This is a genomic window from Roseobacter sp., assembly GCF_045106495.1.
Classification (GTDB): domain Bacteria; phylum Pseudomonadota; class Alphaproteobacteria; order Rhodobacterales; family Rhodobacteraceae; genus Roseobacter.
The window spans coordinates 1-13,600 of sequence record NZ_JBGCEQ010000059.1; the positions used below are offsets into that span (position 1 = coordinate 1).

Here is a 13,600-nt window from a genome sequence, read left to right on the forward strand (position 1 = left end):
ACCGGGGCCAAGGTTTTCCACCAGTTTCTTTGTCAACTTGCCGGAGAGGGCCATTCAAAATATACCACATTCCCTACCACTCAAGGAACGAATATAGACACCACCGAAAGAAACTCAAGGAAAAGATGAAACGGCGCAACCGTCGGTTAAACAAAGAAAAAGGCCGCCCAATGCGATCTGGTTAAACTCGGGAAGATACTGGATTGGCGGAGGAGGTGGGATTCGAACCCACGGTACGCTTTCACGCACGCCGGTTTTCAAGACCGGTGCATTCGACCACTCTGCCACTCCTCCGGTGCGCTTTTCCTAGTGGTCTGCGATTGATTCTAAAACCTCAAAAACAATTTACTGATCTAAAGGGAAATTTGCGGAATTGACCCAGGACATCTTTCCAGAGTGAATTCGTCAAGGTAGAGTGTCGGAAAACTCCTTCATCCGAAGGTCAATACAGAACCGGAAAACCGGAAAACAGGCAAGGAAGAACAAAATGAATGACGTCAGGGTCTCTCATCAATCTTTCTCAATTCGAATGTTGCTGGGTTTGAGCGTTCTGGGTCTCGTGGCTGGCTGCGATGATACTGGATCATTCAATTTGAGCGAAGCATTCAAGCCGAAACCTTCAGATGGAACCGCGGCCGACCCCATTGCCGAAAGTGGCACAGTAATTGAGCGGGATATCGAAGCGCCTGAGGTGTTTTCAGCAAAAGAACCCGGACTATGGGACGGACGGCCTTCTTTGGGTGGCGTTTGGGTCGCTCATCCCGATGTAACAGAACCAGAGCGGGTGATCATACGGAACCAAACTAACGGCCAATTCGTTGTTGGCGCCCTGTTTCGCCGCGAGCGCGACATCCCCGGTCCAAGACTTCAAATGTCATCAGATGCGGCGGAAGCATTGGGTGTGCTTGCTGGAGCCCCTGTCGATCTGGACGTTACTGCATTGCGCAAAGAAGTTGTAACGCAAGAGCCGGCACCAGCCGAAGAGAGCATAGCAGCGGCAGATGGTATCACCGAGACTTCGCTGGACCCCATTGCAGTCGCAGGCGCCGCGATCGAAACTGCCGAACCGACTCCCGCTGAGGCTGCAAGCGCTGCGTCGGTGGCGGAACCTGCGGCACCGGTTATTCAATCCAGCTTACCTCAGTTGAACTTGGAAAAGCCGTTTATCCAGATTGGTATCTTCAGTCAGGAAGACAACGCGAACCGTGCTGCCAAACAAATGCGGGGCGCAGGTCTTGTACCTACGATCAAACAACAGGAAGTTGGCGGTAAGCCGTTCTGGCGAGTCGTCGTGGGCCCGACCACATCGGCATCCGAGTTGGATACATTGCTGAACACCATTAAAGGTGAAGGCTTTTCAGACGCCTACGCCGTCACAAACTAGTCATTCAGGAGCTATTCGTCGTGATCCGTTTCGTTGCAGCCGTCTTGACCCTCGTCGCTTCAGCAACAACGAGTGTGGCCTTTGATACCAAAGCCACCTCCGCGTTCGTGCTCGACCAGACTACCGGAACCGTCTTGATGTCCAAGGAGGCCGATACACCCTTGCCCCCCGCATCTATGTCAAAACTTATGACACTTTACATGGCGTTCGAAGCGATCCGCCGTGGGAAATCGGACGGTGGGCTCGATCTCAATGAAGAACTCCCGGTCTCCGAGCATGCGCAATCCTATGGCGGATCCAGTATGTTTCTGCGGTCGGGCGAGAGCGTCACCGTCGAAGATCTGATCCGAGGTATTATCGTTTTGTCAGGCAACGACGCTTGCGTGGTCATCGCCGAAGCTTTGTCCCCGGATGGCACGGAATATGGATTTGCGCGCCTAATGACGCAACGCGCACAACAATTAGGAATGAACAATTCGACCTTCACAAACTCAAACGGTTGGCCACAGCCCGGACATTTAATGTCGATGCGGGATCTCGCAACCTTGTCTGACCGGTTGATCACCGACTTCCCCGAATTTTATCCGCTGTTTGCGGAGACTGAGTTCGAATTTGACAACCGGGTGCCAAGCAACCGCCTGAATCGTAACCCGCTCCTGAACATGAACATTGGCGCGGACGGATTGAAGACCGGGCATACGGAAGAAGCTGGGTATGGGTTGACGGGATCCGCCAAGCAAGGGGACCGGCGTGTCATATTTGTGATCTCGGGGTTGGACTCCGTGGCCGGGCGCGCGCAGGAATCCCAAGCGATTGTCAATTGGGCATTTCGTCAATTCGCATTGCGCCCTCTTGCCAAAGCCGGACAGCAGTTTGCCCAAGCAGATGTCTGGATGGGCAGCCAGCCTTCGGTAGGATTGGTCGCGGCAGAAGACATCAGCGTCCTGATGCCGGCTCTTGCGAGCAACGAGATCGCCGGCGAAGTAATCTACACTGGCCCGGTCAGTGCACCAATTGCCGAAGGCGACCAACTTGCCGAGTTTGTGTTCACCTTGGATGGTCTACCAGAAACACGCCTGCCGCTTGTGGCTGATCGTACGATTGAACGTGGCGGTTTTATGAGCCGCATGAGTACAGCGGCGCTTATTCTCTTTACCAAAATCATTCAGGGACCCGAGGGGCAAACGTGAGCGCACTTGTGCGCGGCACAGGCACCTTTATCACCTTTGAAGGCATCGATGGTTCGGGCAAGTCCACCCAAATCAAAAGGTTGGCCGAACATCTGCGCACGTCTGGGCATGAGGTTGTGCTGACACGTGAGCCAGGTGGATCTCCTGGCGCAGAAGAAATTCGCGCATTGGTCTTGCAGGGCGACCCTGACCGTTGGTCTGCCGAGACGGAAATCCTGCTCTTCACCGCCGCACGACGGGATCACCTGGAACGTACGATTTTGCCTGCTTTGGCGAAAGGAAGCATCGTCCTTTGTGATCGGTTTGCTGACAGTACCCGGATGTATCAAGGGCTTTCTCGCGGAGATTTGCGCGGTGTCGTCGATAAGTTGCACAATCTCATAATTACCCATGAGCCCGATTTGACAGTCCTGATCGACATGGATCCGGCGGTTGGCCTTTCGCGCGCTCTGTCGCGTCAAACGGCGGATGAGAGGTTTGAAGCCTTTGGCGAAGACCTGCAGCGCGCGATGCGCCAAGGATTTCTGGATCTGGCGCAGGAGTTCAAATCGCGGTTCCGCGTTGTGGATGGCGCACGCGATATCGACTTGGTTGCAACCGACATTGCCCGGCTTGTGGACTCCGAACTAGGATGAGCGCTCCCGATCAGATTGAGGGCGCCCCACATCCGCGCGATACGGCTCAGCTCTTTGGTCAGGATGCGGCGCAACAGGAATTTCTGGAAGCTTTTGCCAAAAATCGTTTGCATCATGCCTGGCTGCTGACCGGGCCACGCGGCATCGGCAAAGCCACACTCGCCTGGTCGATCGCTCGGTTTTTGCTTGCCACGCCGCCTCAGGAGGAAGATGGGCTTTTCGGGGCACCGCCACTGCCCACCACGCTGGCGATTGACCCCGAACACCCGGTTGCGCGCAGGATTGTAGCCGGTGCCGAGCCCGGCTTGAAATCCATCACCCGCACACCAAACCCGAACACTGATAGAATGCGCGATCAGATCGTTGTCGATGACGTCAGAGCCTTGGCAGGGTATTTCCAATTATCAGCAACTGATGGCGGTCCGCGAGTGGTGATCATTGATGCGGCAGATGACATGAATACGTCAGCCGCCAACGCGCTTTTGAAGATGCTGGAAGAACCCCCGGAAAACGCCCATTTGCTTTTGATCAGTCACCAACCGTCAAAGCTCTTACCAACTATCCGATCACGGTGCCGGACCCTGCGCCTAAACACCTTGAATGCTCGGGATATGGCAGGCGCTTTTGCGCAGGCTGGCTTCGACGCCAGTGACCAAACTGATGCCTTGGCGGAGCTCTCGGGCGGGTCGGTAGGTGCCGCGCTACGTCTGTCATTGATGGATGGGTTGAAAACTTACGCAGAGCTTGTCGCCTTGGTTGAAAGCCTGCCGCAATTTGATCGCGCCGCAGCACTGAAGATCGCGGAAAGCGCTGCGGCGCGCGGCGCGGAAACCAAACGTGATTTGCTCTTGGAATTGATCGATCTGCTGCTGTCGCGTCTTGCCCGGACCGGCGCGATGCAGGCGGCCCCGCATGTTGAGACGGCTCCGAAAGAGGCCGCGATCCTGAAACGTCTGGCGCCCGATGCAGCACGTGGCCGAGCGTGGGCGCAAGTTGCGCAGGAGACCGGTGCACGGGCGCGACATGGACGCGCTGTGAACCTTGACCCTGCCGCTCTGGTCCTAGATACCCTGATCAAGATAAGTCAAACAGCCGACGGGTAAAATCCCGGTTGGCGCCGAACGACCGGACCGTCATGACCGACATACCTCAGATTACTGACAGCCATTGTCACCTCGATTTCCCTGACTTCGACGGGCAGCACGCTGCGATCATCGCCCGCGCGGCGCAAGCAGGTGTGACACGCATGGTCACAATCTGCACGAAGCTGAAAAATGAACCCGCCGTGCGAGCTCTTGCCGAAGCACATGCATCGGTTTTCTATGCCGCCGGCACCCATCCGATGAGTGCGGCCAGCGAACCTTTGGCGACCACGGCAGAACTGATCGCAATGGCGCAACATCCAAAATTCGTGGCCATCGGTGAAACCGGGTTGGACTATCATTACACGGCCGAGTCAGCCGAGATACAAAAGCAATCGCTGCGCGTTCATATTGACGCTGCGCGTCAAACCGCGTTACCGCTGATCGTTCACGCCCGGGATGCGGATGCGGATATGGCAGAAATCCTGCGCGAAGAACACCAAAATGGCGTCTTCACCTGCGTCATGCATTGTTTTTCGTCATCACAGTCATTGGCTCGTGCCGCTTTGGATCTTGGGTTTTACCTGTCAATGTCCGGGATTACGGCCTTTCCAAAGTCATCCGAACTACGGGGCATTTTTGCGGCTGCACCCCTGGACCGAATCCTTGTGGAAACAGACGCCCCCTACCTCGCGCCGCCACCCTACCGTGGCAAAAGGAATGAGCCCGCATATACCGCTGACACGGCCCGATGTGCGGCTGAAACTTTCGGTGTCTCATATGACGTTTTTGCGGCCCAGACGCAGGCCAATTTTGATCGACTATTCACCAAGGCAGCCAGCTTTGAGGCCGCCGCCTGATGGCCGAGTTGCGGGCCACGATACTGGGCTGCGGTTCATCCGGCGGTGTGCCACGTCTGGGCGGTCATTGGGGCGACTGTGATCCGAAAAACCGGCGTCAACGCTGTTCGCTCCTCGTCGAACGCACAGACGACCAGGGCACCACAACTGTCTTAATCGATACCTCACCGGATCTGCGCAGCCAATTGCTAGCTGCTGATGTCGGAAGACTTGATGCCGTCATTTACACCCATAGCCATGCCGACCACGTGCATGGCATTGATGACCTGCGCATGATCGTTTTCAACATGCGTGCGCGGCTGCCCGTGTGGGCCGACCCGCCAACCCGCGATGCCCTGATGCAAAGGTTCGACTACGCATTTTTCCAGGCTGAAGGATCCACCTACCCGCCCATTCTGGACATGAACCTGATCGAGGGCGATGTGACCATTGAAGGTCCGGGCGGCGCAATCTGCTTTACTCCTTTCCAGGTCGCTCATGGTGGCATGGACGCATTGGGGTTTCGGATTGGAGATCTCGCTTATCTGCCCGATGTGGCGCAAATACCCGAAGACGTTTGGCCAAAGCTGCGCAATCTGGACTGCTGGATTATCGATGCGCTGCGACGCGACCCTCACCCAACACATGCGCATCTTGCGCGGACACTGGAGTGGATCGAGCAGGTTGCCCCCAAACACGCGGTTTTGACGAACATGCATATTGACCTCGACTACGCCACGCTTGTTGCCGAAACGCCGACCCATGTCGAACCGGCTTTCGATGGGCTGGCGTTGACCTTCACCGTTCCTTAACAGCCTACCGGCCGTTGATATTCTCATCGGGCTTTCGCGGCCCGGTCCCTGGCACAAAGGCTGCCCATGCAAACCTTGCTCGATGTCATCCTACCGGTTTTTCTGGTCATCGGCTTTGGATATGCCTCCGTTTGGCGCAAACTCTTTCCGGTCGCAGGGATCGATGGGGTCATGCGTTTTACGCAGAACTTTGCCATTCCCTGCTTGCTTTTTCAGGCCATTGCCAAACTCGACCTCAACAGCTCTTTCGACCCAGCGCTACTTGGGAGTTTCTACGCAGGCGCTGGCATCTGTTTCTTTACCGGCATGTTTGGCGCCCGCGCGCTTTTTGGACGCGCATGGGAAGACTGCGTCGTTATCGGCTTTTGCTCTCTCTTTTCGAATTCTGTTCTGCTGGGACTGCCAATTGCCGAACGGGCTTACGGTTCGGCTGCATTGACCAGTAATTTTGCCATTGTCGCGATCCATTCGCCCTTTTGCTACGGCCTTGGCATCACGGTAATGGAAATCACCCGCAACCGAGGCCAATCTGCGAGCGTCATGGCCCGCGCCGTAGGGCGCGCAATGTTTCGCAATGCCCTGGTGCTGGCCATTGGCCTTGGCTTTGTTATCAATCTGTCCGGCATCTGGATACCGATGGTGGTGGATGATGCGCTCTCTCTCATTGCGCGCGCCGCATTGCCCGCCGCCCTATTTGCCTTGGGAGGCGTACTCTTCCAGTATCGCCCTGAAGGCGACAGCCGCGTTATCGCGATGATCTGCGCCATCGTTCTGGTATTGCACCCCACATTGGTTTGGGTTTTTGGCACAGCACAGAATTTATCCACGGATGGTTTCCGTGCGGGTGTGCTCACGGCCGCCATGGCCCCAGGGTTCAACGCCTATATCTTTGCCAATATGTACGGATGCGCGAAGCGTGTGGCCGCATCATCCGTACTGATTGCCACGGGAGTTTCTGTCATCACCGTTTGGGTTTGGCTCACCTTGCTTGAGACTATATGACTACCCGTGACGGGCTGCCACGGTTTTGAGTGCTGAAAAGCCATAGAGCGCCTCAAACCCTTTCTCGCGTCCATGACCCGACAGGCCAGTGCCGCCAAAAGGCAATTCGACTCCGCCGCCGGCACCATAGTTGTTCAAAAAAACCTGACCGGCATTGAGCGATTTGGCCAAACGCATCTGCCTCGCACCCTGCGCTGTCCAAACCGATGTCACAAGGCCGTAAGGCGTATTGTTCGCTATCGTCAGGGCTTCCGCCTCATCTTCAAAGGGGATGACCACCTGAACAGGGCCGAAAATCTCCTCTTGTGCCAAAATATGATCCGCTGACACGCCGGCAAACAGGGTCGGCGTCGCGTAGCTGCCACCGACCGGCAAATCGGGCGGCAAATCAGCCGCAGCTGCGATCTGCAGATCCTGACCTTTTTGCACATAGCTCTCAACGATGTTCTTTTGACGGTTCGAGATCAGCGGCCCGATATCCCTGTCCGACAAGGCCGGACCCACTTTCAAGGCACGGTAGCGATCAGACATTTGTGCCACGACCTGATCGTAGATCGGGCGCTGAACCAAGATCCGGGAGGAGGCGGAACAGGTCTGACCGGCGTTTTGAAGACCGGCGTTCACCAGAAATGGCAGGGCTGCCTCCAGATCGGCGTCCTCAAACACCAGTTGCGGTGATTTGCCGCCAAGCTCCAGCGTCACAGGCACTACGTTTTGCGCTGCAGACCGCTGGACCTGCTTGCCCACTTTGACCGAACCGGTAAAGGAGATGTGGTGCACGCCCGGATGCGCGGAAAGCGCCGCGCCTGCCTCCGCGCCCAGGCCCGGCACTACATTGAGCGCTCCAGCGGGCAACCCGGCCCGCTGCATGATTTCAGCAAAGGCCAGCGCTGTAAGGCAAGCCTCTTCCGCAGGTTTCAAGACAGCAGCATTTCCCATGGCCAGCGCTGCGCCAACGGATCGACCAATGATCTGCATCGGATAATTCCATGGCACGATATGGCCGGTGACCCCATGCGGCTGACGCAGCGTGTAAACGGTGTAGCCATCCAGATAGGGAATGGTGCTGCCGTGGATTTTGTCCGCTGCACCGGCATAAAACTCCAGATACCGCGCCAAAGCCACCGCGTCTGCCCGTGCCTGTGTCAGCGGTTTACCCACGTCTCGCGCCTCTAAATCCGCCAGCACATCTAAGTTTTCCAGCACCAGTTGCCCGGCCCGATACAGCACGCGTCCACGTTCAACTGCAGTAGAGCGCCCCCAGTCGCCTGCAAGCGCTGCCTGCGCACTTTGCACCGCATGGTCGATATCTTCTGAAGTGCCACGAGCAATACGGCACAGGTCTTCACCCGTGGAAGGATTGGTGAGCGCCAGCGTATGCCCCGTCGCGCAGGTCACCCATTGGCCGGCAATAAAGCACTTGGACGCATCCACGCCAAACGGTTGCACGGACATAAGGCATCTCCCTCGATTTGACCGGTCACGATCAGGACAGTTGTGTACCACAAGGTCAAGCAGGTTCACGGCAAACGCAACCTCCCGTTTCACTACGACACACCCACAGAGGTTGGTTCTGATCTGGACTTGCCCCACCTATGCTTTTAGACAAAAGCCATGCTGCGGACGCGACACACCTTTTTTGCCAGCTTGTTGATGATCATTGCGACATTCGCCATGACGACCACAGGCTTTTCGCATCGTTTCACCGAAGACCGCCTCACGCCGGAGTTGCTGACCTATCTCAGTATGGGTGGCACATTCGAAGACATTTGCGGCGACTCTCGTCCCGCGCACCACCTGCACGCAGGGTGCGACGCCTGCCTGATCAACAGCACCGTGTTTCTGGCAAACGCCGACAATTCCGTGCCGCTGCCTATTTCAGTCGACAGCTTGGCGCAGTTCTCACTTTCCCAGCACTTGTGGCGCGCTTGCGCCATAGGCATCAACCACCCTGCCCGCGCGCCGCCCGCTCTTGTGATTTCCTAAACCCTTTTACACAGAAATCCGCGCCGTTGACATCTGCGCGCAATCCGGGAAAAAACCATGAAAAACCTATTTTTTGCGGCAACGGCAACGCTTTTGTCGATGTCCACCTGTGCCTTTGCGCATGACTTCAAAGTTGGCGCGCTTGTGATCAGCGATCCAATGACCTTCAACACCGCAGCGACTGCAAAGTCTGGCGGCGGTTATTTGGAGGTAACAAATACTGGCGACACACCGGACCGGCTGGTCGGTGTCAAAGCAGATTTTCCAAAAGTCATGCTGCATACTACGGAAGAAAAAGACGGTATCGCTCGCATGATGCATGTGGACGGGATTAACATTCCCGCCGGCGAAACCGTTGCGCTCGAACCAGGTGGATTTCACGTGATGTTTATGGGCCTTGGCGGTGATCCCTTCGAAGTCGGGGAGGAAATTCCCGCAACGCTGATCTTCGAAAAAGCGGGTGAGGTTGAGGTGACTTTCAACGTCAAGGAGCGTGGCGCGCGCGACAAGGCCAATCATTCGGATCACAAGTTGTCAAACTAGGCAAGACGGGGCCAGATTACTGGCCCCTAGCCTCTTTACTGGGTTTCGCCGATCTGCGCGGAATGTGGTTTATCATGGGTCACACTGCCCTGCGACGTACGAAAGGAAACTCAACATGAAGGTCAATGCAGATTTCTCCAAACGTGCCGTGGTGCGATTTGACGAAAACACCTGGGTCGCATCGCCGATGCCCGGGGTCGACCGAAAAATGCTGGACCGAATTGGCGCGGAAGTTGCGCGCGCCACGACCATTGTCCGCTATGCTCCCGGCAGCGCGTTTTCGGCTCATACGCATGACGGTGGGGAGGAATATCTGGTGCTGGAGGGAACGTTCTGTGATGAGCATGGCGCATTTCCAACCGGCTCCTATGTGCGCAACCCACCGACGACAAGTCACATGCCTTCCGCGCCCGATGGGGCCACCATTCTGGTGAAGCTACACCAATTTGATCCGGCAGATCGGACGCAGATCTGTGTCGCCATCTCCGATACAGAGGTCACCCAGCCTCTGCACCGAGATGCTTTCGAAGACGTGCGGATCGAGAATTGGGCGCCTGGGTCATCACAGGTCCTCGACACTACGGGCGGTATGGAAGTGTTTGTGGTCAAGGGTGGATTTGAGGAAGGATCAGATCATCTGAGCACATGGGACTGGCTTCGGCTGCCTATAGGGCAATCGACCACCGCCATCGCTGGCAAGGACGGCGCGCAGGTCTGGATCAAGTCCGGGCATTTGGGGCAAGCCCCAACCGGATGATCCCTTGGGAAATGGAGATTGCGATCATCGCTGTTAACCTCAGCAGATCTCGCCGGTTCGAAGGTACGTCTTTCGCCGAAACAACCCGGTGAAACGACCTTTTTCCAGAATGATTTCCAAAAACTGACGATTGCCGCTCAGAGATCGATTTCAATAACACCGCCCGCTTGGGCCGCCCGGCTCTGACACAAAATCATCTCGTTTTCACGTTGCTTTCGAGACAGAACGAAATCGCGATGTTCGACGTCTCCGGAAACAACCGCGCATTTACACACACCACAAATTCCGTCCGAACATTTCACGTTCACCACAACCCCGTTTTCCATTAAAACATCTGTGGCCGATCGATCAGCCCGGACCAAGAATTCCTGACCTGTACGCGACAAGACCAACTTGAAATCATGGTTTTCATAATCCGGCAGATCGGGAACCGAAAAATATTCAAGATGCCGCACTTCTGGTGGGTAACCTTGGCGTTCTGCCGCTGCCATCACGCTGCTCATGTAAACCTCCGGCCCGCACGCATAAACCTGCCAACCCGCCTGGTAGCCCGCCAACACTTGATCAAGATCTGCACGTGTGCCTTCTGCTGAAACATGGAAATGCGCGTTCTTCCCCCATGGTTGCGCCGTGATTTCGTTGGCAAACGCGGCAGCCACGCGACGAGATACCGAGTAATGCAATTCAAAATCCAACCCTTTGGCATGACACTCGTGTGCAAACGCGATCATCGGTGTGATCCCAATGCCGCCGCCCATCAGCATGTGGCGTGTTCCGGCATCTGCCAAAGGAAAGTGGTTGATCGGATTTGAAACAAATATCTTGCGCCCTTCCGAAAAAATCTTGTGCAAGAGCTTGGATCCGCCGCGCCCGCTGGCCTCTCGCAGCACAGCAATTTTGTAGCGCGATCTGTCGGCAGGATCACCCAACAGGGAATACTGCCTAACAAATTCAGGTGCCACAACGATGTCCAGATGTGCACCGGCACGCCATTCGGGCAAGGGGCTGCCATCGATTGAGACAAGCTCGTATTGGGTTATTCTGTCGGACAACAGCGCCACATGACCCACCTGAACGCGGGTGACCGGCGCATCCCCACCGCCCAGATAGGTGTGCGCAAGCCCCTCGGTCTCGCCCTGCGCCAGTCGCGCCTGATATTCCTGCGCAGTGATGAGCGCTTGGTAGGCTTCGATGCCTTTTTCACGGTCCATCGGGAACGGGAAAGGCCAGGGTGGTGGCGCGAGTGTCGCAGGGTAAACGGCCAGGGTTTGATCTTCGTAGTTCACTTTTAAATCGGTCTGCAACTCACGTTGATTTGTTGGACGCTCGACCGGGTCAAACCCGCCTCGATCGTTGACTTCAAGGTCCCACCACCACTTTTTCTGTGGGTTGATCCGGCCATTACCGACCAAATCATCCGCTTTTGCCAAAACGCCCGCCATAGCCGGAACGTTCATCGCAATCCAACGCAGCGGTTTTTCGTGCTGCAATCCTTCGACGTTCCAAGGGCAGGTTTTCATGCATCGCCCGCACATGGCCCCGCCGCTTTGAGTCAAACGATAGGTCGTACATTTCTGACTGTCCGATTTCCAAATCTCGTACCCGTTGAACATCAGTTTGGGCCCTGCCGTGATCGCCCCCGCAGGACATTCCCGCGCGCATTTGTTGCAGGCTTCGCAGAAAGCCTGCATGCCAAAATCAATAGGGTCGTCATGTGCTAGGGGCATGTTTGTTGTGATGCACCCAGACTTCAGGCGCGGTCCCAAGAAGGGGTTTACGATCACCTCGCCAATACGGCTGACCTCACCGAGACCGGACAAAAGCAGAAGTGGCGGTTGCAAAACCTCACCATCCAGATTGGTATGCACCCGTGCTTCATACCCGAGGTTGCGGATATGTTTGCCGATCACACCGCCGAGCAGCGAAAATCGCAGATAGGCCCGCATGGATTGCGCAACGGCGATCCAATCGTCTCCCGAAGAGCCTTCGGTGGTTTCAAACCCCTGATCAATGATCATGCTGATCGCATTTGTGTGGGTCGGCACAATCGGCGCGCCAACTGCGTCATGGCTGTACCACACCCAATCCGGGCACCGTGATATCCCGACCGCATCCGCCCCCAAAAAGTAACAGGCCGCCTTGATGCTTTCGGCATTGCACGCTGCGTCCTGGGCGTCAGGCGATACCGTTTGCGCGACCGGACCGTCTTGCAGCAGCAAAAATGCCCCGGAGGGACGGCGGATGGCGTGACTGATGGGTGCCTTTTGGGCAAAATACCCGCCTGTGGCCGCTTCCTGATTGGCTTTGCCCATGTCTCCGAACTGGGCGCGGGCAAACATATCCGTGCGTTTAGGGACGCGCGCAACGCGCGCTTCGTCGATGAATGTCGTTGGCCGCTTGACCCGTCTTAGCGTTTCGAACGGATAGGGTCCCATGGCATAATCGCGCGATCCGAAGGGATCCAACGTGCGTGCATTCTTTTGAGACCCTACACCCAGTTTCCATGGCATCCCCTGCGTGACGGACTTGGGTTGCTCCGGTAAAGGGACAAGCGGCGTATCCGGTGTCATTTCAAAATTTGTCGTGATCGCGGCCACCCGAAACCTGCGGCCAACATAGGGGTTCACCAGCTGGCCGTTCTCTACGGTGGCCAAACCGGCGCCGACCGTCAGTTTGTTCAAATCAACTTCAGAAGCGCTGCACGTATGTGCCTTGGCATCATAGCCCAACACCCGCAGATAGCCTGCGAGAATGATGGCTGTTTCAGCACTTAACAAACCTGCCCGGTTCGGGTTAGCGCCTTGAATCCACTCACCCCCTTTTTCATCAGGCTTTGGGTCTCGGTTGAAGTTGTAGAGAAAAACAATCGTGTGGGTATGCGCATCCAAATTCCGCGGCGGTGCGGTCATGCTGTCTTTGAGGTCCGCCATGATTGTATCGATACCCGCAGCCAGCGTCTTGGTCTGGCGGGTTTTCAAATCTTTGGCCAGGCGGTCAATCTCCGGATTTCGGATTGGAGTTTCGAGTAGCTGACTGGCATCGAACCGACCAATCCCTACCATCGGCGCGTCCTGAAAATACCCGAAAGACTTGATGTGGCGCGCCCGTTCGTCAAAATCATCCGGGCATTTGGATATCTCTTTATTGATCAACCCATCTCGAATGGCGTCAAGCATCGTCTGATACTCGCCCATGGCGCTCACAAGGCTCTTCTGCCCACCACCCTGATCAAACCGCATGGGCTCCATCGGCGGCACGTTCGAAAAGTCAGGTGCATTCTGGCTGCGCAGTAAGCGCTCCAGAGGGAACGGACCAAGATGAAATGACCGTTTTCGGGTGGAAAATAACCGGGCGGTCAAGGCTACGTCCT

General features: G+C 56.2%; 12 protein-coding genes and 1 tRNA gene. 10 read left to right on the plus strand and 3 right to left on the minus strand.

Going from position 1 to position 13,600, the window contains the following annotated elements; translation table 11 throughout:
* Positions 1-204: 204 nt before the first annotated feature.
* Positions 205-294 (minus strand) — tRNA-Ser (locus AB8B75_RS21595).
* 193 nt (positions 295-487) lie between these two features.
* On the opposite strand from AB8B75_RS21595, the gene AB8B75_RS21600 reads away from it, so the two are divergent.
* From AB8B75_RS21600 to AB8B75_RS21630, 7 genes are all read left to right on the plus strand, one after another.
* Positions 488-1,384, plus strand: a complete 897-nt coding sequence (locus tag AB8B75_RS21600) for an SPOR domain-containing protein (protein ID WP_405365215.1) — start codon at positions 488-490, stop codon at positions 1,382-1,384.
* Between the two features lie 20 nt (positions 1,385-1,404).
* A complete protein-coding gene (locus AB8B75_RS21605; protein WP_405365217.1) occupies positions 1,405-2,574 on the plus strand; it encodes a D-alanyl-D-alanine carboxypeptidase family protein in 1,170 nt (389 codons plus the stop codon).
* Between the two features lie 8 nt (positions 2,575-2,582).
* The gene (tmk, locus tag AB8B75_RS21610; RefSeq protein ID WP_405365258.1) at positions 2,583-3,209 is read left to right on the plus strand and encodes a dTMP kinase; all 627 of its coding nucleotides are present in this window, start codon (positions 2,583-2,585) and stop codon (positions 3,207-3,209) included.
* Positions 3,206-4,312, plus strand: coding sequence for a DNA polymerase III subunit delta' (locus AB8B75_RS21615; protein WP_405365219.1), 1,107 nt, complete (start codon positions 3,206-3,208; stop codon positions 4,310-4,312). Before tmk ends, AB8B75_RS21615 begins: the two co-directional genes overlap by 4 nt.
* 32 nt (positions 4,313-4,344) lie before the next feature.
* Positions 4,345-5,151, plus strand: coding sequence for a TatD family hydrolase (locus tag AB8B75_RS21620; RefSeq protein ID WP_405365221.1), 807 nt, complete (start codon positions 4,345-4,347; stop codon positions 5,149-5,151).
* Entirely contained in the window at positions 5,151-5,942 is a 792-nt protein-coding gene (locus AB8B75_RS21625) for an MBL fold metallo-hydrolase (protein ID WP_405365222.1), read from the plus strand. The genes AB8B75_RS21620 and AB8B75_RS21625 overlap by 1 nt, the downstream gene beginning before the upstream one ends.
* Positions 5,943-6,008: 66 nt before the next feature.
* A complete protein-coding gene (locus tag AB8B75_RS21630) occupies positions 6,009-6,944 on the plus strand; it encodes an AEC family transporter (RefSeq protein WP_405365224.1) in 936 nt (311 codons plus the stop codon).
* Here AB8B75_RS21630 and AB8B75_RS21635 read toward each other — a convergent pair whose 3' ends face one another.
* Positions 6,945-8,399, minus strand: a complete 1,455-nt coding sequence (locus AB8B75_RS21635) for an aldehyde dehydrogenase family protein (protein ID WP_405365226.1) — start codon at positions 8,397-8,399, stop codon at positions 6,945-6,947. It lies immediately after the preceding gene.
* Positions 8,400-8,558: 159 nt separating this feature from the next.
* Between AB8B75_RS21635 and AB8B75_RS21640 the strand changes: the two genes are divergently transcribed.
* The 3 genes from AB8B75_RS21640 (at position 8,559) to AB8B75_RS21650 (ending at position 10,230) form a co-directional block, all read left to right on the plus strand.
* Complete coding sequence (locus AB8B75_RS21640) at positions 8,559-8,930, plus strand: hypothetical protein (RefSeq protein ID WP_405365228.1); 372 nt, start codon at positions 8,559-8,561, stop codon at positions 8,928-8,930.
* A gap of 57 nt (positions 8,931-8,987) precedes the next feature.
* On the plus strand, positions 8,988-9,473 hold the full coding sequence (locus AB8B75_RS21645; protein ID WP_405365230.1) for a copper chaperone PCu(A)C: 486 nt from the start codon (positions 8,988-8,990) through the stop codon (positions 9,471-9,473).
* Positions 9,474-9,588: 115 nt separating this feature from the next.
* Complete coding sequence (locus AB8B75_RS21650) at positions 9,589-10,230, plus strand: cupin domain-containing protein (RefSeq protein WP_405365232.1); 642 nt, start codon at positions 9,589-9,591, stop codon at positions 10,228-10,230.
* Positions 10,231-10,367: 137 nt separating this feature from the next.
* Here AB8B75_RS21650 and AB8B75_RS21655 read toward each other — a convergent pair whose 3' ends face one another.
* Positions 10,368-13,589 (minus strand): reductive dehalogenase, encoded by a 3,222-nt coding sequence (locus tag AB8B75_RS21655; RefSeq protein ID WP_405365234.1) that lies wholly within the window; start codon positions 13,587-13,589, stop codon positions 10,368-10,370.
* Between the last annotated feature and the right edge of the window lie 11 nt (positions 13,590-13,600).